This window comes from Janibacter sp. A1S7 (assembly GCF_037198315.1).
GTDB classification, from domain to species: Bacteria; Actinomycetota; Actinomycetes; order Actinomycetales; family Dermatophilaceae; genus Janibacter; species Janibacter alittae.
This window is the reverse complement of sequence record NZ_CP144913.1, coordinates 3,095,401-3,116,619: the sequence shown is the minus strand read 5'-3', so window position 1 is coordinate 3,116,619 and position 21,219 is coordinate 3,095,401. Positions and strand designations below refer to the sequence as shown.

Here is a 21,219-nt window from a genome sequence, read left to right as displayed (position 1 = left end):
CCGGGTTCGTTCGGGCCATGCCGTGGCCTAACCTCCAGACATGGAGCCCGTTCGCCTCACCCAGTACGCCCGTGGTGGTGGGTGCGCCTGCAAGATCCCCGCGGAGGAGCTCGAGCAGGTCGTGGCCGGTCTGCAGGTCCCGGCGCCGCCCGGCGCGGACGTGCTGGTCGGGCTCGACGACGGTGACGATGCGGGCGTCGTGCGCATCCGGGACGGGCAGGCGGTGCTGTCGACGTCGGACTTCTTCACCCCCGTCGTCGACGACCCCTACGACTGGGGCCGTATCGCGGCGGCCAATGCCCTCTCCGACATCTACGCCATGGGTGGCGAGCCGATCATGGCGATCAACCTCGTCGCCTGGCCCCGCGAGCTGATCTCGACCGACCGCCTGCGCGAGGTGCTGCGTGGCGGCCTCGACGTGGCCACCGAGGCCGGCTGCCCCGTGCTCGGCGGGCACAGCATCGACGCCCCAGAGCCGATCTACGGCATGGCGGTCACCGGCACGGCCGACCCCGGCCGGATGATGCGCAACGACGCCGCCGAGGCCGGTCTGCCGATCAGCCTGACCAAGCCGCTGGGCGTCGGTGTGCTCAACAACCGGCACAAGGCGACGGGGGAGCGCAGCGAGGAGGCCATCGCCTCGATGGTCGCCCTCAACCGGGAGGCCGCCCGAGCGGCGCTCGATGGCGGGGCCCGCGCGGCCACGGACGTGACCGGCTTCGGGCTGCTCGGGCACCTGTACAAGATGGCTCGGGCGTCGGGGGTGGCCGCGCGGATCGACGCGGCTGCGGTGCCATACGTCACCGGGGCCCGCGAGGCGCTCGCCGCCGGATACGTCCCCGGTGGGTCCCGCCGCAACCTCGACTGGGTGCGTCCGCACCTGTCCGCCGAGGGCATCACGCAGGAGGAGCTCATCCTGCTCGCCGACGCCCAGACCTCCGGTGGGCTGCTCGTCGTCGGCGAGGTCCCCGGCGCCCCGGTCGTCGGCGAGACCGTCGCTGCCGGATCGCTGCCCGGCGGTGCGCTCGTGCAGGTGATGTGAGCGCGGTCGACCGGGTCGGCCCTCCGGTCCGGGATGATCTGGAGTGTCCGGAGACTCCGGTCATGACCGGGCCATGTCGCGGTCATGACCGGGTTTCCCGGCCACCCCAGGGTGTCGTGGTCATCCCCAACGCAGCCTGACCCGCTCACTAGTTGCCGTGGCTGACTAGTTAGGCCTACCATCTAGTCATGAACGAGCACGACTGGCCCAGCGAGTGGCTACGGGGCGTGCTCGACGTGTGTGTGCTGCGGGTGCTGCTCGACGGCCCCAGCTACGGCTACGCGATCACCCGACGACTCTCCGGGGCGGGCTTGGGGGCGGTCAAGGGCGGGACCCTCTACCCCCTTCTCGGACGCCTCGAGGAGGCCGGCCACGTCGAGGTCGAGTGGCGGCCGGGCGAGGGTGGCCCCGGCCGCAAGTACTTCGCGCTCACGGCAGCCGGCCGTGAGTACGCACACGACCAGGCCGCCCGCTGGGCTGCCTTCACGACGACCACCCGGGGGCTCACCGACGGTGCGCTCGGGTCGGCAGCAGGGAGGAACTGACATGAAGCAGAACCGGAGCATCTTCGCCGATCCGGGCCGTATCGCCCCGAGTGTCGAGAAGGCATGGCGCGACGACTTCATCGTCGAGCTGCGACTGCTCTCCGTCCCCGGCGACCAGATCGGGGACGAGTTGATGACCGTCGAGACCCATGTGGCCGAGTCGGGCGAGCCCGCGGTGCAGGCCTTCGGCGAGGCGAAGGTCTACGCGCGGGAGATCGCTGCGGCCACCGGGGCGGCCGGTCGCGGGGGGAGCGTCGGCCCCGCGACCATCGGTGGAAACGTCCTGGGGCTGCTCGGGATGCTCGGTACGGCGGGAGCCTTCGCCGGCGGGTTGGCCGGCGGACCCGTCGGCGTCACCACCGGCGAACTGATGGGCCTGGCAGCGGTCCTGGCGCTGGTGGGGGCCCTCTTCGTCCCCAAGACGCTCCGGGTGATTGTCGAGCACCCCCGCCTGGCCCTGCTGCTCCCCGCGCTCGTCATCGGGGTCCTCGTCGGGATCGTCATCCTGCTCTCGGATCCACTCTTCACCGTGCCCCCTGTGCCGCTGGGTGTCGCCGGTGTCCTCCTGCTCGTGGTCGGCACGGCGGTGACCTGGTACGACCTGAGCGACGACGCGAGTGAGATCACCGCGCCGGGGGAGGGGCCGAGTGATGGCCGGCGTGGCCGGCTCCTGGCCGTCGTCGCCATGCCGCTGATGACGGTGCTCCTCCTCAGCCACGTCTGGCTCCTGCACGCGCTCACCGCATGACCGAGGGGCAGGGAGAGCTCAGGCGTGTTTCGGTGGCCGCGCGATGATCGGGAGGATGACGCCGACCAGCGCGATGATGCCCATGACGGTGAAGCCCAGCGTGTAGCGCCCGTCGGCGCCGATCAGCCAGGAGATGAGCAGCGGGCCGATGATCCCACCGATGGACCACCCGATGAGCATCAGTCCGTAGATGCCGCCGGAGTACTTGACGCCGAAGAAGTCACCGGCGGTGGCCGGGAGGGTACCGAAGGCGCCGCCGTAGCAGGTGTAGATGATCGCGGCGAGGATGTAGAAGATCACCGCGTTGCCGATGTGCGGGATGGCCAGGAGCGCCAGTCCCTGCAAGCCCAGGATGCCGATGAAGGCGGACCTGCGGCCGATCTTGTCCGAGACCGCAGCCCACAGGATCCGGCCGGCACCGTTGAACAGGCCCATGACCCCGACGAGGGTCGCGGCGGCCGCGACGCTGAAGCCGGCGACGTCCGTCGCCGCGTCGGCGGCGACGGAGATCAGGGAGATGCCTGCCGTGACCGAGACCGTGAGGATGAGGGTGAGCAGGTACCACTGCGGGGTGCTCAGTGCCTCCTGCTGGGTGAAGTTGCGGGCGGCCTGCGTGGCCCGCTCCTCCTTCTCCGCGTCGTGCTCCTCGTGGGCCTTGGCCACACCGGGCGGGACGTAGTCCGCCGGCGGGTTCTTGAAGACCGAGGCGCCGATGAGCCCGAAGACGAGGTAGGCGCCGCCGAGCCAGAGGAAGGCCTTGGTGGGCTCGGCCTGGTAGCCCTCCATCCCGGAGATGAGCCGGTTCATCATCGGTGAGGTGATCACGGCGCCGAAGCCGAAACCGCCGACGGCGACCCCCGTGATCAGGCCGCGCTTGTCCGGGAACCACTTCTGCAGCATCGCGATCGGCACGATGTAGGCCAGGCCGAGGCCGAACCCACCGAGCACGCCGTAGCCGAGGATCAGCAGCCACAGGTCAGAGGTCTCCCGCGCGAAGCCGGCGAGGATGATGCCGATCGAGTAGATGACGACACCGGAGAGCGCCACGACCCGCGGACCCTTGCGGTCCTGGATCCGCCCCCCGAGGAAGGTGCCGAGGAAGAGCATGCCGATGGCCACCTCGAAGGGGATGGCCGTCTGCACCGTCGACAGGTCGAAGGCCGATTCCTCGGCGTTCAGCGCACGGCCCATCGTGCTCCACGCGTACACGGCGCCGATCGTCAGCTGGACGAGGACACCACCGGCGAGGATGATCCAACGGTTTCCCGTTGAGCTGGACCCTGACTGGTGTGCGGTGTCGACCGTGCTCATGGAACCTCCCACTGCTTCGGGTGATGCGAGGCGTCGGTGCGGGTCTAGCCGACCGTGACGATGCTGTCGTCGACGACGCCGCGGCTGCGCCGCTCCTCCAGCCGGTCCTTCTGCAGGCGGACCGTGTACTGGGGATCCTTCGCGGACTCGATGCCCGCCTCGACGACCCCCACGCGGGTGAGTGCGGAGGCGGTGGCCAGCGCGGCGCCAGAGGCGAGCGCCGCGAGTCGGCTCCGCCCGGACAGCAGGGTTCCGGCGCCACCGGCGAGGGTCAGGGCCCTGGCCAGCCGCAACGTGCCGGCCCCCGTGCCCGAGGTGATCGGCTCGTCGATGCGCAGCTGCGCGAGGTGTCCCTCGAGCCGGTGCATCGCCACGAGCTCGGTCCCCGCACCGAGCAGCGCGAGCCGTCGGGCCGGCCCGGCGTGGGCCAGCGGGGTGAGCAGCATCTGCACCCCGCCGGAGGCCAGCGCGGCGGATCCGACGAAGACGAAGGGCAGCTGTCGCCGGCTCTCGTGCCACACCGGGTGGGCGGTGTCCGAGAGCAGCACGGCGGAGTAGGCCGCCAACGGCGCGCCCATCAGGGCCTGGCCGACGGTGGCGGGCGCCGCCACCGGAGCGAGGACCCGCGACAGCGAGCGAAGGGGGCCGCGCGCCGGCAGCAGGCCCAGCACCTCGGTGGCGGTGGTCACCCCGGTGAAGGCCGCGTACCCCGACAGGATCCATGTGCCGACCGACATCGGCGAGGTGAGCTTGACCGTGCGCAGCATGTTGAGGAAGCGCTCGGGACGACCGAGGTCGGCCACGAGCGCGGCCCCGCTGAGGCCGACGGTAGCCATCGCGGTCAGGCGCGAGTTACGTTGCAGGACAGCGTTGCCCGTCGCGGCAGCCCCGGCCTGGATGATCCCGGACACGCCCGCGATGCCGCCGACGAAGAGGTACGCGGAGATCTTGTGGTCCCAGGGCACGGGCTTGACGACCGGCTGCCCGTAGTAACTGGAGAACTCGGCGTCCGGGACGGCCGGCGCCTCGCGCTGGCCTCCCCCTTCGCGGTTCATCCAGTTGCGGCGGGCCCCCTTCGCCACGTCCTTGGCCGCACCGCTGACGGCGCCGCGGACACCGGAGGCGCGCCGACGCCGTCGTGCGGTCTCCGGGGGGCGGAAGTTGTCGAAGGGGGAGGTCGTCACGACCTGCTCCCGACGAAGGCGAGGGCAGCGGCGCCGAGCAGGCCCAGACCGGCCACCCCGGCGGCGCGGAACATCTCGGGCAGCTTCGCCGTCGGCACGATCGGGTCCGGCGGGAGCCCGTAGACCTCGGGCTCGTCCAGCAGGAGGAAGACCGATCCGGTCCCGCCGACGCCGTCGTCCTCGTTGGCGCCGTACAGCCGGGCCTCGGTGAACCCCTGCTCGTGCAGCTGGACGACCCGTTCCCGGGCGCTGGTCACCATGTCCTCGTGCGTGCCGAACTTGATCGAGGTCGTCGGGCAGGCCTGGGCGCACGCCGGGGTCTGGTCGTGGGTGAGCCGGTCGTAGCAGAGCGTGCACTTCTGGGCGACACCGACATTGGGCACGTGGTCGTCCGCCGTGACGCTGACGCTGGCATCGGTGCGCCGCTCGATGACGCCGAAGGGGCAGGCGCCCACGCAGTAGCCACAGCCGTTGCAGATGTCGTCCTGCACCACGACGGTGCCGTGCTCGGTGCGGAAGAGGGAGCCGGTGGGGCAGACGTCGAGGCAGCCGGCGTGGGTGCAGTGCTTGCACACGTCCGAGGACATCAGCCAGCGGAGCTCCGGCACCGGGCCGACGATGGGGACCCCGTCCGCCGTCAGGCCGTAGGCGCCGCTCCCGCCGTTCTCGACGGACGCCTTCTCGGTGAGCATGTCCGACAGCGCGGGCCCGTGCCCCTCGATCGGCGCAGGCAGGGTGCCGTAGCCGGCCGGCTGCGCAACCGCCGGCTCCGGCTGCGGTGCCGGGTCAGGAGCTCCGACGCTCGGCATCCCGAGATCGACGAGACGCTGACCGGACTCGCGGGCCGCCTCGATCCGCTCCTGGCTCTGCTCGACGAAGGCGACGTGGCGCCACGTGCTCGCCCCGAGGTCACCGGTGTTGTCGTAGGAGTTGCCCGAGATCGTCAACCCGTCGAGCGGGATGCCGTTCCACTCCTTGCACGCCACCTCGCAGGCCTTGCAGCCGATGCAGATCGAGGTGTCGGTGAAGAAGCCCTTGCGGCTGGGCGCGTCCTGCCACCCGGCGTCGCTCGCGGGGTCCGTGCGACCGGCGAGCTGGCGACTCAGGTAACCCATCAGTGGTCTCCTTCGGTCGGGTCCTGGTGCAGGGTGGCGGCACGACGCTCGCGCATCTCGGGGGAGACCTCGTCGGCATGCTCGTTGCCCGTGGCAACCGTCGTACCCGAGCGCGACTGGTACTCGGCGACGAGTCGCAGCAACTCCTCGCCCCTCGGTCGGCGGCCGGGTCGGATGTCGCAGGATCCGACCTTCGACTCCTGGATCTGCACGTTGGGGTCGAGGACGACCCCGAGCAGGTCGTTCGCCCCGTCACCCTCGACGACCGCGTCCCGGCCGACACCCCAGTGGTAGGGCAGGCCGATCTGGTGCACGGTGCGTCCCTTGATCGCCAACGGCGTCATGCGCTCGGTGACGAGCACACGTGCCTCGATGGCGCTGCGTGCCGAGATGATCGTCGCCCACCCGCCGTTGACCAGGCCCTGCTGCTCGGCCAGCTGCGGGGAGACCTCGCAGAACATCTCCGGCTGCAGCTCCGAGAGGTAGGGCAGCCAGCGGCTCATGCCGCCCGCGGTGTGGTGCTCGGTCAGTCGGTAGGTGGTGAAGACGAAGGGGTAGACGTCCGCGCCCGGCTCCTCACCGGAGGGGCTCCACAGGTTGTCCTTGCGCGGGTAGGTCATCCGGCTCGGGTTGCTCTGCTGGGTGTAGAGCGGGTTGGCGACGGGTGACTCCTGCGCCTCGTAGTGCGTGGGCAGCGGTCCGTCGACCATGCCCTTGGGGGCGTAGAGCCATCCCTTGCCATCGGCCTGCATGACGAAGGGGTCGTCGCCGGCCAGTGCCGCCGGTCCGCTCGCGTCCGGGCCGGGTCGCAAGGACGGGTCCCGGTCGACGGGGAAGTCCGGGACGTCCTTGCCGACCCACTTCTGCTCGCTCTCGTCCCACCAGACGTACTTCTTCCGCTCGCTCCACGGTCGCCCCTGCGGGTCGGCGGATGCGCGGTTGTAGAGGATCCGGCGGTTCATCGGCCAGGCCCAGCCCCAGTCGAGGGCCACCTCGTCCTGCTGCGCGCCCGGCACGCGGTTGGCCGACTTGTTGACCCCGCCGGCGAAGACGCCGGTGTAGATCCAGCAGCCACCGGAGGTGGAGCCGTCGTCCTTCATGTCGGCGAACTTCTCGAGCAGCTCACCGGCCTTGTCGCCGGTGAGGTGGTAGCCGTTGATCTCCCGCAGGACGGCAGCGGCGTCGGTCTCCCCGGACTCGTCCTTCGGGTAGTCCCAGGTCAGGTCGAGCAGCGGTCGGTCGCGCTCGTCGGTCGAGCCGGCGAGTCGCTCGCGGATGCGCACCCCGAGGTCGTGGAAGAACTCCAGGTCGCTCTGCGCGTCCCCGGGCGGCTGCACCGCCCGGTGGTGCCACTGCAGCATGCGTTGGGTCTGGGTGAAGGTGCCCGACTTCTCCACGTGGGTGGCAGCGGGGAAGAAGAAGACCTCGGTGTCGATCTCCTCCGTCGTCAGCTCCCCGGTGGCGATCTCGGGGGAGTCCTTCCAGAACGTCGCGGACTCGAGCAGCTGGAAGTCGCGCACGACGACCCACTTCAGGTGCGTCATCGCCATCCGCTGCATCTTGCCGTGGGCGGACCCGACGGCCGGGTTCTGCCCGACGACGAAGTAGCCCTCCACCTCGTCCTCGAGCATGTCCATGACGGTCTGGTACGTCCCGTGGGCCCCGGTCAGGCGGGGCAGGTAGTCGTAGCAGAAGTCGTTCTCCGGCGTCGCGGCGTCACCCCACCAGGCCTTGAGCAGGCTCGCGGTGTAGGAGGGCGCCTCGGTCCAGAAGCCCTTCTGGTCCGGGGAGTAGATGCTCGACAGGTAGTCCTCGTAGGTGTCGTGCGTGCCGACGGTCGGCATCGGCAGGTAGCCGGGCAGGAGGTGGAACAGGGTCGGGATGTCGGTCGAGCCCTGGATGCTCGCGTGCCCGCGCAGTGCCATGATCCCGCCACCGGGGCGGCCCACGTTGCCCATCAGCAGCTGGAGGATGGCCGCGGTGCGGATGAACTGCGCGCCAAGACTGTGCTGGGTCCACCCGAGGGCGTAGGCGAAGGACGTCGTGCGCTCCCGGCCGGAGTTGCTGGTCAGGGCGTCGGCGATGATGTGGAATTGCTCCACGGGGATGCCGCAGACGTCGGCCACCATCTCGGGTGTGTAGCGCGAGTAGTGGCGCTTGAGCACCTGGAAGACCGTGCGCGGGTGCTGCAGGGTCTCGTCCCGCACGACCTTGCCGTGCTGGAGCGCCGGGCCCGCGGCGCCGTGGAGGTCACCCGCCGCCCGGGGGGAGCCGTTCTCCCCGTGCTCGTGCCCACCGGTGGGGTCGCCGATCTCGTGGCTGTCACCCTCCTTGCCCGACTGGTACGCCCACGAGCTCGTGTCGTACTTGCCGGTCTCGGGGTCGTACCCGGAGAAGACGCCGTCGAGGTCCTCGGTGTCGACGAAGTCCTCACTGACCAGGGTGGCGGCATTGGTGTAGGCGAGCACGTAGTCGTGGAAGTACAGGTCGTTGCCCAGGACGTGGTTGATCAGGGCACCCAGCAGCACGACGTCGGTGCCCGCCCGGATCGCGACGTGCGTGTCGGCGATCGCCGAGGTGCGGGTGAAGCGGGGGTCGACGTGGATGACCCTGGCCCCCCGCGCCTTGGCCTCGGACACCCACTGGAATCCCACCGGGTGGCACTCGGCCATGTTGGAGCCCTGGATGATGATGCAGTCCGAGTTGGCCATGTCCTGCAGGTACTGCGTGGCGCCGCCTCGGCCGAACGAGGATCCCAGACTGGGAACCGTGGAACTGTGTCAAATACGCGCCTGGTTCTCGATCTGGATCGCCCCCGAAGCCGTGAACAGCTTCTTCATCAGGTAGTTCTCCTCGTTGTCGAGGGTGGCTCCCCCGAGCGAGGCGATCCCCATCGTCCGCCGCAGCCGACGACCCTTGTCGTCGACCTCCTGCCACTTGTTGGCGCGGGCCGCCAGGTAGCGGTCGGCGACCATGTCCAGCGCGGTGTCGCGATCGATCCGCTCGAACTCCCGCGCGCCGGGGGCGCGGTAGAGCACGTGCGTCTGGCGGGAGGGGGAGTTGACGAGCTGCTCGCTCGCGGCTCCCTTGGGGCACAGCCGGCCTCGGCTCACCGGCGAGTCCGGGTCGCCCTCGATCTGCACGACCTTCTCGTCCTTGACGAAGACCCGCTGCCCGCAGCCGACGGCGCAGTAGGGGCACACGCTCTGCACGACGCGATCGGCCGTCGAGGTCCGCGGCTCGATCTCGCGCGTCCTGCGGGAGGTGACTGAGCTACCGCGTCCGAGGAAGTCCCCGGAGGCCAGCTGGCGCAGCACCGGCCAGCCCAGGAACGTCGAATCCTTCGGGGCCATGGCCGCCGCTCCCTTCGCCGCAGATGGTGACGCTGCTCACCCTAGCCACTTTCCCCCTTCGCCGCCCGGGATGCCCCGAACGAACTGCTGCAGGCAGCACTTGGTTGACCCAGCCGCACTACGTGCTGCTGCCCGGTCAACGAACTCGAGCCTGCAGCACATCGTTCGGGCGGTGTCCTCGCAGGAGGCGAAGGGCGGTGGCCGGGTCGTCGGGATCGGCGCCCGTCCGGTCCGGCTCGGTTCGCTCACGGGGGACGAGCACAGTGGGTCGGTGGCTGGCGCCGCGGTGAGGGCCGATTAGTCGCTGACGTCAAACCATTGTCATGATGTGAGACATGACACACCCGGACACCACGGCGGTGCACGGTGGACGCGAGGATCTCGCGGCTCTCGGCGTGCACGTGCCCTCGATCGACCTCTCCTCCACCTACCCGGTCACCGACCTCGGGTCCGGTGGGGGTTCCTACGAGACCCTCGCGACCGGCGGCCGCCCGGAGGACGAGAGCGTGAGCTCACTGGTCTACCAACGGCTGTGGAACCCCAACGTCGACCGTTTCGAGCGGGCGCTCGCCGATCTCGAGCACGCCGAGGAGGCGGTCGCCTTCGCCTCCGGCATGGCCGCCTTCACCGCGTCCCTCATCGCCTGCGTCTCAGCCGGCACCCCGCACGTCGTGGCCGTCCGTCCGCTCTACGGCGGCAGCGACCACCTGCTGGCCACCGGGATGCTCGGGACCGAGGTCACCTGGACCGACGCGGACGGCGTCGCAGCCGCCATCGCGACCCGGCCGCAGGACACCGGCCTCGTCGTGATCGAGACCCCGGCGAACCCCTCGCTCGACCTCGTCGACGTGCGGGCGATCGCCGAGGCGGCCGGGGAGGTGCCGGTGCTCGTCGACAACACCTTCGCCACCCCGGTCCTGCAGCAGCCGCTCGACCTGGGTGCGGCCCTGTCCCTGCACTCGGCCACGAAGTACCTCGGCGGCCACGGTGACGTCATGGGCGGGGTCATCGCGACCAGCGCCGCATGGGCACGTCGCCTGCGGCAGGTACGGGCACTCACCGGTGGCCTGCTGCACCCGATGGCCGCCTACCAGCTGCACCGCGGGTTGCAGACGCTGCCGGTGCGGGTGCGTGCCCAGCAGGAGAGCGCACAGGTGCTCGCGGACTGGCTGGCGCAGCACGAGCTCGTCGAGGAGGTCCGCTATCCGGGTCTGGTCGGTCAGAGTGTGCCGGAGGGCCAGATGCGTGGTCCGGGCGCCATGATCGCCTTCCGCCCGCGGGGAGGACCCGACGCGGCGGCCGAGCTGGTCACCCGCTGCGAGCTGATCACCCACGCCGTCTCCCTCGGTGGGGTGGACACGCTCATCCAGCACCCGGCCTCGCTGACGCACCGCCCGGTCGAGGCGAGCGCCAAGCCCGGTGAGGACCTGCTGCGTCTGTCCGTGGGTCTGGAAGGCGTCGAGGACATCCGGGCCGACCTCGACCGCGCACTGCGCGGGTGAGCCCTCGGTCTCACTGGGGCGAGGTGATCGGGCGCCCTTGGACGCGCGTGGGTACCTCGACCCAGCCCGGAGTCAGGTGCGACGGGCGTGCAGCGCGCGGACCCGCTGGGCGAGCTCGTCGTCCGGACCGTCGACGACGGCACCGGGCACGACCGTGGTGATCGGGATCGTCGCGACGGGTGCGGGTGGCAGGCCCAGCTCACCCGCCCACTGCGCCAACTGCGCCGAGCTGCTGGCGAAGACGATGCGGCCCAGGCCGACCCAACCGTGGGCAGCCGCGCACATCGGGCAGTGCTCGCCGGAGGTGTAGACCGTGGCCGCCGAGCGCTCGTGCGGGGTCAGGTGCTGCGCCGCCCACCGGGCGATGGCGAACTCGGGATGCTGTGTGTGGTCCCCGCCCGAGACGCGGTTGCGGTCCTCGAGGCGGACGGCTCCGTCGGAGGTGACCAGCAGTGAGCCGAAGGGCTCGTCGTGGGCGTCGAGCGCCTCCTCCGCCAGTTCCACGGCCCGCACCAGGTGACGTCGGTCGGTCGCGTCGATCATGGGGACATCGTGGCACCTGCAGGAGCCGCTCGCTGGGCGGCCGCCGCGTCTCCCGGCACGGAGAGGAGCCTCCCTCGTGGACGTCGAGTCGGAGGGTGTGGGTCGGCCCGCGCCGATCAGGCGAAGGGGAGGTCGCTGGCCATCCCCGGTTGCCGGCCCGGTTCCGCGTAGTGCTCGGCGCCGAAGGCAGCGGCGAACACCTGCGGGGGCATGGCGAGCATCCACTGCACGTCCTCCTGCGAGGCGTGGCAGGCCAGGGCCTCGCGCTTGAGGTCGAGCACGTCGCTGACATCCACCTGGTGGTGGATCTCGGCCTCGGGCAGTCCCATCGGGTTGCCGTCGTCCATCGGAGCGTCCGCGTCCATCGGTGCCTCGACCCCGAGCTCGGTGGCCAGGGCGATCTGGGAGCGCATGAGGTCGCGGTTCATCGTCGACTCCAGCAGGCGCGGTCGCCGCTCGGCCAGCTGCGCGGCGCGGTGGGCGACGTGGTGGACCTTGACGTGGTCGGGGTGCCCGTAGCCGCCGTGCCAGTCGTAGCCGACGAGGACGTCGGCGTCCTCCTCGTCCAGCACGGTCGCCAGTCGACCGGCCGCCTCCTCGAGGTCGGCGGCGTGGAAGGAGGTCTCGTGCGAGTTCTCCTCCCACCCGGCCATCCCGGAGTCGGCGTAGCCGAGCCACTCCACCCGCGCGGTCCCGGTGACCGCTGCCGAGGCGAGTGCCTCGGTGCGTCGGTGCTCGGCGAGCGTCACCCCCTCGGGCAGGTCCGCAGGCAGGGTGCCGTGCTCGCCGCCGGTCGCGTAGACGAGGACGACGCGGTGGCCGGCGCGGGAGGTGAGGATCATCGACCCGGCGGTGGCGCTCCCTTCGTCGTCGGGATGGGCATGGAAGAACACGGTGGTCGTCACCGGACCATCCTGCCTTCCCGCGGCGACACCCGATCGCGCGCCGCTAGTGTCGGTGCGTGCGAACCCATCCAGAACAGCACTGGCTGCCCATGGCCACCTACCTCGAGGCGATCGAGCGGGAGTCGCGACGCTTCCGAGAGGTCCTGATCGACCAGCCCGCGGGCACCCCGGTGCCCAGCTGCCCCGGCTGGGACGTCGACGACCTGCTGTGGCACCTCGGCGGCGGGGACGTCCAGCACTTCTGGGGATGGATCGTCGCCCATCGACCGGAGGGGCCCGAGGAGTACCCGCAGCCGGACCGGCCGGCGGACCGGCACGGGATCCTCGCCCTCTTCGACCGGGCCCACGAGGACCTCATGCTGCGGTTGCGCAATGCCGACCCGGCCGACGGATGCTGGACCTGGGCATCGGACACCGTCCTGCACACGGTCGCCTTCACGATGCGGCGTCAGGCGCACGAGGCGCTCATCCACCGCGTCGACGCCGAGCTCGCGGCGGGGGAACGCACCCCCCTCGACCCGCACCTGGCGGCCGACGGCGTCGTCGAGTGCCTCGAGGTGATGTACGGCGCGCTGCCCGGGTGGGGTCGCTTCGCACCCGACGGCAGCCGCGTCGCCGTCGACATCACCGACACCGGTCACCGCATCGTCCTCGGTCTGGGGCGCTTCACGGGGACCGACCCACGCACCGGCCGGGACGAGGACGAGGACGACGTCCAGGTGCTTGCTCGCGAGTACATCGGCCGGTCCGCTGACCCGGTCGACCTGCGCATCAGCGGTACCGCCGAGGAACTCGACCTGTGGCTGTGGCACCGCGCGGGCGCCTTCGAGCCCGCCGTCACCGGCGATGAGGAGACCGCCCGGCGCCTGCGCGCGATCCTCGCGCAGCCGATCGGCTGACCGGCCGGCGGTGAAGGCCGGGGTCAGCCCATGACGGGCAGCGCCGCCGGCGCGCAGGTCGACTCCGGGGAGGGTGCGGGCTGTGCCCGCCGCAGGGCGGCCCACCCCGGCCCGCGCAGCAGGAACCCGACGCGGTCCGACCACGTCGACGCGCTGGCCACGTCCGCGGCGATGTCCCGCCACTCGTGGGTGGCGATCACGCCGGGGTTGGTGGAGTGGATGTTGCGCGTCAGCCCGTAGCGCACCGGCTCGTCCTCCGGCTCGAAGGTCCCGAAGAGCTTGTCCCAGAGGATGAGGATCGAGCCGTGGTTGATGTCGAGGTACTGCCGCTGGCTGCCGTGGTGGGCACGGTGGTGACTCGGGGTGTTGAGCACCGTCTCCAGCCGGCCGATCGAGCGGATCGCCTCGGTGTGGATCCAGAACTGGTAGATCAGGTTGATCGCCCGGGCGTCCTCGACGTAGCGCGGCGGGATCCCTGCCAGGGTGAGCATCCCGTACGGCAGCGCCATCGTGAAGGCCTCGGCGACCGGCTGTCGCAGGGCGGTCGACAGGTTGTACCGCTCGCTGCTGTGGTGGACGACGTGCACCGCCCACAGCCACCGGGACTCGTGGGAGAGGCGATGGTTCCAGTAGTAGATGAAGTCCCAGCCGGCGATCGCGGCCACGTACGTCAGCGCCCCCCGGCGCGCCGGGATCGGGGCGAGTCGCGTCAACCGCGTCGCGCTCGTGCCCAGTGCCCAGACGGAGGCGGCGGCGACGGCCGTGGAGCCCACGGCGGCGACGGCGGCCCCCGCGGTCATCAGGGAGAGCGCGTCGACCCGCGAGCGCACGACGATCGGGTCGGAGGGCGAAGGGAGGACCCCCGCCTCCGGCAGTTCCCCTCCGTGCTCCCGGCGTCGCCGCAGGACGTCGGCAACGGTGGTGACCACCCCGGCGGCCGCGCCGAGCGCGAGGAGCGCGGTGCCTCCCTTCGTCCTGCCGGGAGCGAGGCGACGCACCACCGGACCGGCGACGACGGGGGCGAGCAGGCTCCCCACGCCCATCGTCAGGGAGGCGATCGTGTCGTTCAGCTCGTAGTCGCCGGCGCGGATCGTCCCGGGCTCGGCGGGGGAACGCCGCTGCCACCAGTACTCCGCCCCCATGGCGCCGATGAAGGCCGGGATCGCCAGGACGGTCAGGTCGGGTCGCTGCATGCGCCTATTCTTCACCGGTGATCAAGCGACTGACGTGCTTCACGGGTTCCACCCCCGGCAAGGACCCCAGGTGGACCGACCTCGCCCACGCAGTGGGAGCCGACCTCGCCGGACGCGGCATCGGGGTCGTCTACGGAGGCGGGGGCAGCGGCCTGATGGGTGCCCTCGCCCAGGGCGCGCTCGAGCGGGGCGGCGAGGTCATCGGCGTGATCCCGGAGTTCATGGTCGACCGCGAGTGGGGAAGGGGGGACCTCACCGAGGTGCACGTCGTGGCCTCCATGCACGAGCGCAAGGCGCTGATGGCCGACCTGACGAGCGCCTTCCTCGCGCTGCCGGGAGGGATGGGCACGCTCGAGGAGGTCTTCGAGGTGTGGACCTGGCGCCAGATCGGGCTGCTCGACAAGCCGGTCGGCTTCCTCGACGCGGACGGATTCTGGACGCCGCTGCTGGACGCCCTGCGAGGGATCGCCGATGCGGGCTTCCTGTCCGAGGCGAGCCTGGCGGACGTCGTCGTGGCGGCGGACCTGGAGTCGGCCCTCGCCGGGCTCGAGGCGCGGGGGACCGGCACGCGGATGCTCACCGGCCGCACCTGACGGCGTTGCGCGCACGCGCGTCCCGCAATTGCGCATGCCGGGTGCGGACATCGCCGTAGGGCTCACTCCGGATGCCACGGGCGGCCGAGTAGCGTGGCCCACATGACTCAGACGCGTGCGGAGAAGGACAGCATGGGCACCATCGAGGTGCCCGCGGACAAGTACTGGGGCGCACAGACGCAGCGCTCGCTGGGCAATTTCGACATCGGCCGCGACACCTTCGTGTGGGGCCGCTCGATGATCCGCGCACTCGGCACGCTGAAGAAGTCGACCGCACTGGCCAACGCCGAGCTCGGCGAGCTGCCGCAGGACGTGGCCGACCTGGTGACGCAGGCCGCGGACGAGGTCATCAGGGGGGAGCTGGACGAGCACTTCCCGCTGGTGGTCTTCCAGACCGGCTCGGGCACGCAGTCGAACATGAACTCCAACGAGGTCATCTCCAACCGCGGCATCGAGATCGCCGGCGGGCAGATGGGCACGAAGACGCCGGTCCACCCCAACGACCACGTCAACCGTGGCCAGTCGAGCAACGACACCTTCCCCACGGCGATGCACATCGCGATCGTCCTCGACCTCAACGAGCGCCTCTACCCCTCCGTCACGCAGTTGCGCGACACCTTGGCCGACAAGGCCCGGCAGTACGCCGACGTCGTCATGGTCGGTCGCACCCACCTGCAGGACGCCACCCCGGTCACCCTCGGTCAGGTCATCGATGGCTGGGTCGCCCAGATGGACTTCGCTCTCGACGCCGTGCGGCACGCCGACGAGCGCGCCCGCGAGCTGGCCATCGGGGGCACCGCGGTCGGGACCGGCCTGAACGCCCACCCGGAGTTCGGCGCGCTCACCGCGACGAAGATCAGCGCGGAGACCGGGTACGACTTCACCCAGGCGGAGAACCTCTTCGCCAGCCTCTCGGCGCACGACGCGCTCGTCGAGGTGAGTGCCTCCCTTCGCACCCTCGCCGGCGCGTTGATGAAGATCGCCAACGACGTGCGCTGGTACGCCTCCGGCCCGCGCAACGGCATCGGCGAGCTGGCCATCCCGGAGAACGAGCCGGGGTCCTCGATCATGCCGGGCAAGGTCAACCCGACCCAGGCCGAGGCGCTGACGATGGTCGCGACCCGGGTCTTCGGCAACGACGCGACGGTGGGCTTCGCGGGCAGCCAGGGCAACTTCCAGCTCAATGTCTACAAGCCGGTCATGGCGCACGCGGTGCTGGAGTCGATCCGCCTGATCGCCGACGCGTGCGTCTCCTTCGACGAGCACTGCGCAGTCGGCATCGAGCCGGTCACCGAGGCCATCGAGGGCAACCTCGAGCGCAACCTCATGGTCGTGACGGCACTCAACCGGCACATCGGCTACGACAAGGCGGCGGCGATCGCCAAGAAGGCGCACAAGGAGGGCACGAGCCTGCGCGAGGCGGCCATCGCCTCCGGGGACATCAGCGGCGAGGACTTCGACGCCTGGGTGGTGCCGGCCGACATGACCCACCCGAGCGCGGGCTGACCATGGCCTCCGCCGACCTGGTGGGTGAGGTCCGGGGAGCGCCAGTGAGCCTCGAAGCCACCCGACGATGACTGCGAAGCGTCGACCGCTCCGCCGTGAGGAGCCGCACCTCAGCGGCCTCGTGGACAAGGACCCCGTCGCGCCGCTCGTGACGGGCACCGTCGTGCTCGGTGCGCTCGCCGCGCTGGGCATCTTCGCCACCGGGTGGTTGCCGTGGACGATGTGGCCGCCCTCGGGTGAGGACGTCACCGGTCTGCTCATCGCGAGCCTGGTCGCGGCGCTGGTGGGCTGGACGTCGCTCGCCTACGGGATCGTCATCACCGCGGCGAAGATCGACGACCTCCGCGAGATGCTGCGCGCGGGCTCCCCGGAGCCGGGGTCGGGGACCTCCGCGGCGACCGACGACGACCCGTAACCCCGAGCAGCTCGGCCGGGCGAAGGGGGGTCTCGCCCGTTCTTCGCCGTGGACAGGGAACGCTCGTGTCCGGGCAGGCGCCACCGGAGTCGTCCCCGAGCGGGGTTGCGTGGTCACACCTAGACTCGTCGCGCCCACACCAGACATGGAGGTTCCTCGCTCGTGACGATCCTGTCCAGCCGTGGGCGTACTACTGCACAGGGTCGCCCCATGCCGTGGGACAACGGGCGCGATCCCGCTGTGGACCTCGTGCGCGGCATCGCCGTCGTCTGCATGGTGGTCGCGCACGTGCGGGTGTGGGCGCCGACCGATGCGGTCCCGGTCAGGGCCGCGCTCCTCGTGGTCAACAACGTCGCCTCCCCGCTCTTCGCCCTGGTCATGGGGGTCTCTGCCGGGGTCGTGCTCACCCGGGCGCGCAGGCCGGTGGCCGGCAGGACCTTCGTGCTGCGCAACCTGGTCCGTGGCGTGATCCTGATCGCGATCGGGGTCGCGCTCGAGCAGTTGCACACCTTCGTCGCGATCGTGCTGCAGTCCCTCGGCGCCACGCTGGTCGTCGCGGCGCCACTGACCCTGTTGTCCGCGACCGTGCTCACCGGGCTCGCCGTCGTCACCTTCGCCGCAGGTCCGGCGGTCAATGCCGCTGCGCGGGCCGTCCTCGACCCCGCCCGCGTGTCCTCCGATGCGTGGGTCGATCAGGTGCTCCAGTGGTTCGTCCTGTCCACGCACTACCGCGTGGTGAGCCTGCTGCCCTTCGTCCTCATCGGGGTGGTGCTCGCCCGCCGGGGCCTGTCGCGACGGGTGGCGGTCGGTTCGCTCGTGGTCGGTGTGCTCGCCGGTGTCGCCGTCGTCGGCCTGTGGCTGACGGGCACGGGTATCGGACGCAGCGAGGTCGTCTCCGGGGACCTGACCGACTCGCTCCTGGACCTGGCGCTGACCGGCTGTGCCTTCGGGGCGATCGTCCTCCTCGCGCGCTGGCCGCGGGCGTCGTCGGCGGTCACCGCGATGGCGCCCGTGCGGGCCGTCGGCGCGCTGGCACTCACCTCATACGTGCTGCACGTGGCCCTGATCGCGCTCGTGACGCGGACGGTCGACTGGCAGGCGCGCGCCGACCACTGGCCGTTGCTGGCCGGTGGCATCCTCGTCGGGACCGTCCTCGCCTGCTGGATGTGGTGGCGACTCGTCGGCCGCGGTCCGGTGGAGCGGCTCATGGCGGTCGCCACCGATCGCATCACGTGACCCCCCGCGCCGGCCAGTGAACGGCGAACCGCCAGGCCAACGACGAGGCACGGGACTGAGCAGATCCAGGTCTTCGGTCAGGACAGGGCGACGGACTCCTCCCTTCGCGGGTGCTCGCATCGCAGATCGCCAGGGTGACGGCGACGGCCGTGGGGGTCGTGCGGACCCCGGTGATGCGGACCTCCACATCGTTGGGCAGATGGGCGGGCGCTGCCTCGACGGCGGCCACGACGTGAAGGGGAATGCCGCGAGGGTGTCCGCGCCGTACAGTGCCGATCATGACCGATCAGGATCCGCACGCCCTCCTCACGGGTGTCCGACTCCGCCCCGGCGCCGACCCCGTCGACGCGCGTATCCGCCACGGCGTGATCGAGGAGATCGGGCCGCACCTGGACCGCGCCGGAGCCCAGCACCACGACGCCGGGGGAGCCCTGGTCATCCCCGGCCTGTGGGACGCGCACGTGCACTTCGGCCAGTGGGCGGCCATGACCCGGCGCGTCGACGTCTCCGACACGGCAGGGCCGGAGGAGGTCACCGCCCGGATCGCCCGGCACATCGCCGAGAGCGATCTCGAGCCCGGCGCGGTGGTGCAGGGCTTCGGCTGGCGGGTCACCGACTGGGACCGACTGCCCACGACCGCCGAGCTCGACGCCGCCGCCGGCGACCACCCCGTCGTCCTCATCTCCGGGGACTGCCACGCCGGATGGCTGAGCAGCGCTGCCTTCCGTGCGCTCGCTCGTCCGCACCACCCCGGTCATCTCGACGAGGACGACTGGTTCCCCATCTACACGCACCTGAGCGACCTGTCCGAGGATCCTCGACTCGTCCACGGCTCCATCGACGCCGCCATGAGCGACGCCGCGGCCAAGGGCGTCGTCGGCATCGTCGACATGGAGTTCGAGTCGGGGCGCACCGCGTGGCCGTGGCGCACCTGGGCGGGGCTGGACCGCCTGCGTGTGCGCACCTGCACCTACCCCGAGGGCCTCGAGGACGTCATCGCGGCCGGTGCGCGCACCGGCGATGTCCTCGACGAGGCCGGCATGGTCACCATGGGCCCGCTCAAGATCATCAGCGACGGGTCCCTCAACACACGCACGGCATGGTGCTGCGAGCCCTTCCTCACCGACACGACCCTCGGCGACCCCCGCGGCAAGCAGAACGTCGACCGGCAGGAACTGACCGAGCTGCTGACCCGTGCCCGTGCGAACGGCCTCATCGGAGCCGTCCACGCCATCGGCGATGCCGCCCTCGTCGACGCCGTCGCTGCCTTCGCCGCCACCGGGGCCCGCGGCAGCATCGAGCACGCCCAGCTCGTGCGCCGGGAGGTCCTGCCGCAGATGGCCGAGCTCGGCCTGGTCGCCAGCGTGCAGCCGGCCCATCTGCTCGATGACCGGGACTCGACCGAGGACCTCTGGTCGGACCGGCTCGACCGGTGCTTCGCCCTGCGCTGGATGACGGACGCGGGGGTCCCCCTTCGTCTCGGGTCGGATGCCCCCGTCGCCCCGCTCGACCCGTGGCTGGCCATGGCCGCCGCGGTCCACCGCAGCGCCGACGAGCGGGAACCCTGGGCGCCGGAGCAGGCCCTCAGTCCGCAGGAGGCGCTCGAGGCCTCGACCGACGGGATCACCTCGATCGAGGTCGGAGGGCCCGGCGACCTCGTGCTCCTCGACGAGGACCCCACGCCCCCGAGCCTGCGGAGCACCGCCGAGCAGGCCGCCCACCTGCGGGCGATGCGCCCCCTGGCGACCATCGTCGGGGGGCGCATCACCCACGGGTGACTCGCGTCAGTCATCGTCGGTGTCTCCACGCCGACGCGCGAATCGATCTGCGATCCGGACCGAGAACTGTGTGGTCGTGGACCTTGCCCGGTCAAGGGTCGATGTGGCCTGACCGACGGTTTCGGCCCCAACTCGCTTGGCGGCTTGGGCGCCGTCGGATGCCTTGGACACAACCTTGCCCGTGGCCTCCGTGGCGGCGGCCTTCCACGCCTTCGCCTCAAGTGCTTCTTGATCGTTCGCGACGCCGAGGATGCCGTGGAAGTCGACGACGGCGCTTGAGACGATGTTGCTCGAATCGACCACGCTGCGGGCCGTCATCGGATGCAGGAGCACCTTGTCGTTGGCCAAGGTGCCGGCCGCGTTCATGCGTTCCAGCAGTCGTCCGGTGCTGTCGGAGATGAGGCTCCGTCGGTTCTCGCGGGCACTCCGGAGGCCGAGACGGTGGTGATCCAACTCGTCCGGGGACGCGTCCAGAACCCGCTCGAGCTCAAGGACGCCCAGGGCGTCCTGCAGCTGGAAGCAGTGGGCCAGGACGGCGAGCCATTCTTGGATCTTCGCCTCGGCCTCCGTGGCGCGCTCGGCCAGATCGCTGACCTTGGTCTCTCGTTCCATCTTCTCCGCGTACGCATCGAGCTGCCGCAAGGCGTAGGCCTGAGTCCGTGCAATCGTCATCGAAGTGGCCTGGACCTTCGACCAGGTGACCTCTGAGACCCGACCGACCTCGTCCCGGACAGTCATGGCTTCCTTGATCACGAGGTCCACACCGAGCATGTCCGCAAGAACCGCATCCTTCTGTGCCCTGAGGATGTCATCGACCTTCTTGTCGATCACCGCGAGGTAGTCGGTGATTTCATCCATCGTCTGTTGCATCGCGAGCTGGGCCATGATGCCTGCGGCTCCGGCAAGCACCGCAGGATTGGCCAGCATGTCCCCGTTGCTCGTCGAGAACTCAAGGATCTCCTTGATCCTGCCGTTCTTCGTCAGGACAGCCCGACTGACGCCAGGCTGGGATCCCTTCATCGCCGGAGATGCCTGAAGGGCCTTGGCTGACTTCTCGGTCAGCTTCACCCACCGACCCGAGCCCTTTGCGACTTCGGAACCGACCACCGCGAGCCCTGACCCCTTGGCGAGGGCGTTCCCCAGTCGCGGGAGGCCAAGGTCCGTCGACGGCAGCTCGGCGGCTGCCAGGAAGCGCTCGACAGCCGCTGAGTCCCCTATGACGGCAACCCCGTCCCCGTCATTGATCAACTGGATCTCTTGATTCATCCCGTCCCCGTCTTCCGCGAAAGGCGTACGTCTGTGTAGCACCGAATGGATCAATTTAGCTGCCAGCAGAGACAGCCAGTGGTCG

Annotated in this window: 19 protein-coding genes; 11 read left to right on the top strand and 8 right to left on the bottom strand. The window is 70.7% G+C overall.

All coding sequences use genetic code 11. The features are described 5' to 3' along the window. The first annotated feature begins 40 nt into the window (after window positions 1-40). The 3 genes from selD to V1351_RS14990 all read left to right on the top strand — a co-directional run bounded on the left by selD (window position 41) and on the right by V1351_RS14990 (window position 2,335). Window positions 41-1,042: a selenide, water dikinase SelD gene (gene selD / locus V1351_RS15000; protein WP_338749006.1), complete on the top strand. Its 1,002-nt coding sequence runs from the start codon at window positions 41-43 to the stop codon at window positions 1,040-1,042. Between the two features lie 188 nt (window positions 1,043-1,230). Further along, on the top strand, window positions 1,231-1,587 hold the full coding sequence (locus V1351_RS14995; RefSeq protein ID WP_338749004.1) for a PadR family transcriptional regulator: 357 nt from the start codon (window positions 1,231-1,233) through the stop codon (window positions 1,585-1,587). Window position 1,588: 1 nt separating this feature from the next. Next, complete coding sequence (locus tag V1351_RS14990) at window positions 1,589-2,335, top strand: hypothetical protein (RefSeq protein WP_338749002.1); 747 nt, start codon at window positions 1,589-1,591, stop codon at window positions 2,333-2,335. Window positions 2,336-2,353: 18 nt separating this feature from the next. Here V1351_RS14990 and V1351_RS14985 read toward each other — a convergent pair whose 3' ends face one another. Genes V1351_RS14985 through fdh form a run of 4 tightly spaced genes read right to left on the bottom strand, consistent with a single transcriptional unit; the run spans window position 2,354 to window position 9,298 of the window. Further along, entirely contained in the window at window positions 2,354-3,646 is a 1,293-nt protein-coding gene (locus V1351_RS14985) for an L-lactate MFS transporter (protein WP_338749000.1), read from the bottom strand. Between the two features lie 44 nt (window positions 3,647-3,690). Next, window positions 3,691-4,830 carry an NrfD/PsrC family molybdoenzyme membrane anchor subunit gene (nrfD, locus tag V1351_RS14980; RefSeq protein ID WP_338748998.1) on the bottom strand — a complete coding sequence of 380 codons (1,140 nt, stop codon included), beginning with the start codon at window positions 4,828-4,830 and terminating at the stop codon, window positions 3,691-3,693. Next, window positions 4,827-5,945 carry a 4Fe-4S dicluster domain-containing protein gene (locus V1351_RS14975; protein ID WP_338748996.1) on the bottom strand — a complete coding sequence of 373 codons (1,119 nt, stop codon included), beginning with the start codon at window positions 5,943-5,945 and terminating at the stop codon, window positions 4,827-4,829. Before V1351_RS14975 ends, nrfD begins: the two co-directional genes overlap by 4 nt. Continuing rightward, window positions 5,945-9,298, bottom strand: coding sequence for a formate dehydrogenase (gene fdh / locus V1351_RS14970; protein ID WP_338748994.1), 3,354 nt, complete (start codon window positions 9,296-9,298; stop codon window positions 5,945-5,947). Before fdh ends, V1351_RS14975 begins: the two co-directional genes overlap by 1 nt. 172 nt (window positions 9,299-9,470) lie before the next feature. On the opposite strand from fdh, the gene V1351_RS14965 reads away from it, so the two are divergent. Together V1351_RS14965 and V1351_RS14960 are read left to right on the top strand one after the other, a co-directional pair. Continuing rightward, window positions 9,471-9,599, top strand: a complete 129-nt coding sequence (locus tag V1351_RS14965; protein ID WP_338748992.1) for a hypothetical protein — start codon at window positions 9,471-9,473, stop codon at window positions 9,597-9,599. Between the two features lie 34 nt (window positions 9,600-9,633). Next, window positions 9,634-10,800, top strand: coding sequence for a trans-sulfuration enzyme family protein (locus tag V1351_RS14960; RefSeq protein WP_338748990.1), 1,167 nt, complete (start codon window positions 9,634-9,636; stop codon window positions 10,798-10,800). Window positions 10,801-10,872: 72 nt separating this feature from the next. Here V1351_RS14960 and V1351_RS14955 read toward each other — a convergent pair whose 3' ends face one another. After that, window positions 10,873-11,343 (bottom strand): nucleoside deaminase, encoded by a 471-nt coding sequence (locus V1351_RS14955; RefSeq protein WP_338748989.1) that lies wholly within the window; start codon window positions 11,341-11,343, stop codon window positions 10,873-10,875. A gap of 116 nt (window positions 11,344-11,459) precedes the next feature. Next, window positions 11,460-12,248, bottom strand: a complete 789-nt coding sequence (locus V1351_RS14950) for a PIG-L deacetylase family protein (RefSeq protein WP_338748988.1) — start codon at window positions 12,246-12,248, stop codon at window positions 11,460-11,462. Window positions 12,249-12,304: 56 nt separating this feature from the next. Here V1351_RS14950 and V1351_RS14945 point away from each other — a divergent pair, with 56 nt between their 5' ends. Next, entirely contained in the window at window positions 12,305-13,147 is an 843-nt protein-coding gene (locus tag V1351_RS14945) for a maleylpyruvate isomerase N-terminal domain-containing protein (protein WP_338748987.1), read from the top strand. 23 nt (window positions 13,148-13,170) lie between these two features. On the opposite strand, the gene V1351_RS14940 is transcribed toward V1351_RS14945, so the two are convergent. Then, window positions 13,171-14,340 (bottom strand): sterol desaturase family protein, encoded by a 1,170-nt coding sequence (locus tag V1351_RS14940; protein ID WP_338748986.1) that lies wholly within the window; start codon window positions 14,338-14,340, stop codon window positions 13,171-13,173. A 17-nt stretch (window positions 14,341-14,357) separates the two neighbouring features. On the opposite strand from V1351_RS14940, the gene V1351_RS14935 reads away from it, so the two are divergent. The 5 genes from V1351_RS14935 (at window position 14,358) to V1351_RS14915 (ending at window position 19,868) form a co-directional block, all read left to right on the top strand. Then, entirely contained in the window at window positions 14,358-14,933 is a 576-nt protein-coding gene (locus tag V1351_RS14935; RefSeq protein ID WP_338748985.1) for a TIGR00730 family Rossman fold protein, read from the top strand. A 102-nt stretch (window positions 14,934-15,035) separates the two neighbouring features. Then, window positions 15,036-16,439 (top strand): class II fumarate hydratase, encoded by a 1,404-nt coding sequence (fumC, locus tag V1351_RS14930; RefSeq protein ID WP_338748984.1) that lies wholly within the window; start codon window positions 15,036-15,038, stop codon window positions 16,437-16,439. Between the two features lie 67 nt (window positions 16,440-16,506). Beyond that, window positions 16,507-16,854, top strand: coding sequence for a hypothetical protein (locus V1351_RS14925; RefSeq protein ID WP_338748983.1), 348 nt, complete (start codon window positions 16,507-16,509; stop codon window positions 16,852-16,854). A 210-nt stretch (window positions 16,855-17,064) separates the two neighbouring features. Beyond that, window positions 17,065-18,090 carry an acyltransferase family protein gene (locus V1351_RS14920; RefSeq protein WP_338748982.1) on the top strand — a complete coding sequence of 342 codons (1,026 nt, stop codon included), beginning with the start codon at window positions 17,065-17,067 and terminating at the stop codon, window positions 18,088-18,090. A 278-nt stretch (window positions 18,091-18,368) separates the two neighbouring features. Continuing rightward, entirely contained in the window at window positions 18,369-19,868 is a 1,500-nt protein-coding gene (locus V1351_RS14915) for an amidohydrolase (RefSeq protein WP_338748981.1), read from the top strand. Window positions 19,869-19,874: 6 nt separating this feature from the next. Here V1351_RS14915 and V1351_RS14910 read toward each other — a convergent pair whose 3' ends face one another. Beyond that, window positions 19,875-21,134, bottom strand: a complete 1,260-nt coding sequence (locus V1351_RS14910) for a hypothetical protein (RefSeq protein ID WP_338748980.1) — start codon at window positions 21,132-21,134, stop codon at window positions 19,875-19,877. Window positions 21,135-21,219: the final 85 nt, after the last annotated feature.

Bases quoted from the DNA above. Each gene is read 5' to 3' on its own strand.
- selD (WP_338749006.1), top strand. From the start codon at position 41: ATGGAGCCCGTTCGCCTCACCCAGTACGCCCGTGGTGGTGGGTGCGCC.
- V1351_RS14995 (WP_338749004.1), top strand. From the start codon at position 1,231: ATGAACGAGCACGACTGGCCCAGCGAGTGGCTACGGGGCGTGCTCGAC.
- V1351_RS14990 (WP_338749002.1), top strand. From the start codon at position 1,589: ATGAAGCAGAACCGGAGCATCTTCGCCGATCCGGGCCGTATCGCCCCG.
- V1351_RS14985 (WP_338749000.1), bottom strand. From the start codon at position 3,646: ATGAGCACGGTCGACACCGCACACCAGTCAGGGTCCAGCTCAACGGGA.
- V1351_RS14975 (WP_338748996.1), bottom strand. From the start codon at position 5,945: ATGGGTTACCTGAGTCGCCAGCTCGCCGGTCGCACGGACCCCGCGAGC.
- V1351_RS14960 (WP_338748990.1), top strand. From the start codon at position 9,634: ATGACACACCCGGACACCACGGCGGTGCACGGTGGACGCGAGGATCTC.
- V1351_RS14955 (WP_338748989.1), bottom strand. From the start codon at position 11,343: ATGATCGACGCGACCGACCGACGTCACCTGGTGCGGGCCGTGGAACTG.
- V1351_RS14940 (WP_338748986.1), bottom strand. From the start codon at position 14,340: ATGCAGCGACCCGACCTGACCGTCCTGGCGATCCCGGCCTTCATCGGC.
- fumC (WP_338748984.1), top strand. From the start codon at position 15,036: ATGACTCAGACGCGTGCGGAGAAGGACAGCATGGGCACCATCGAGGTG.
- V1351_RS14925 (WP_338748983.1), top strand. From the start codon at position 16,507: ATGACTGCGAAGCGTCGACCGCTCCGCCGTGAGGAGCCGCACCTCAGC.
- V1351_RS14920 (WP_338748982.1), top strand. From the start codon at position 17,065: ATGCCGTGGGACAACGGGCGCGATCCCGCTGTGGACCTCGTGCGCGGC.
- V1351_RS14915 (WP_338748981.1), top strand. From the start codon at position 18,369: ATGACCGATCAGGATCCGCACGCCCTCCTCACGGGTGTCCGACTCCGC.
- V1351_RS14910 (WP_338748980.1), bottom strand. From the start codon at position 21,134: ATGAATCAAGAGATCCAGTTGATCAATGACGGGGACGGGGTTGCCGTC.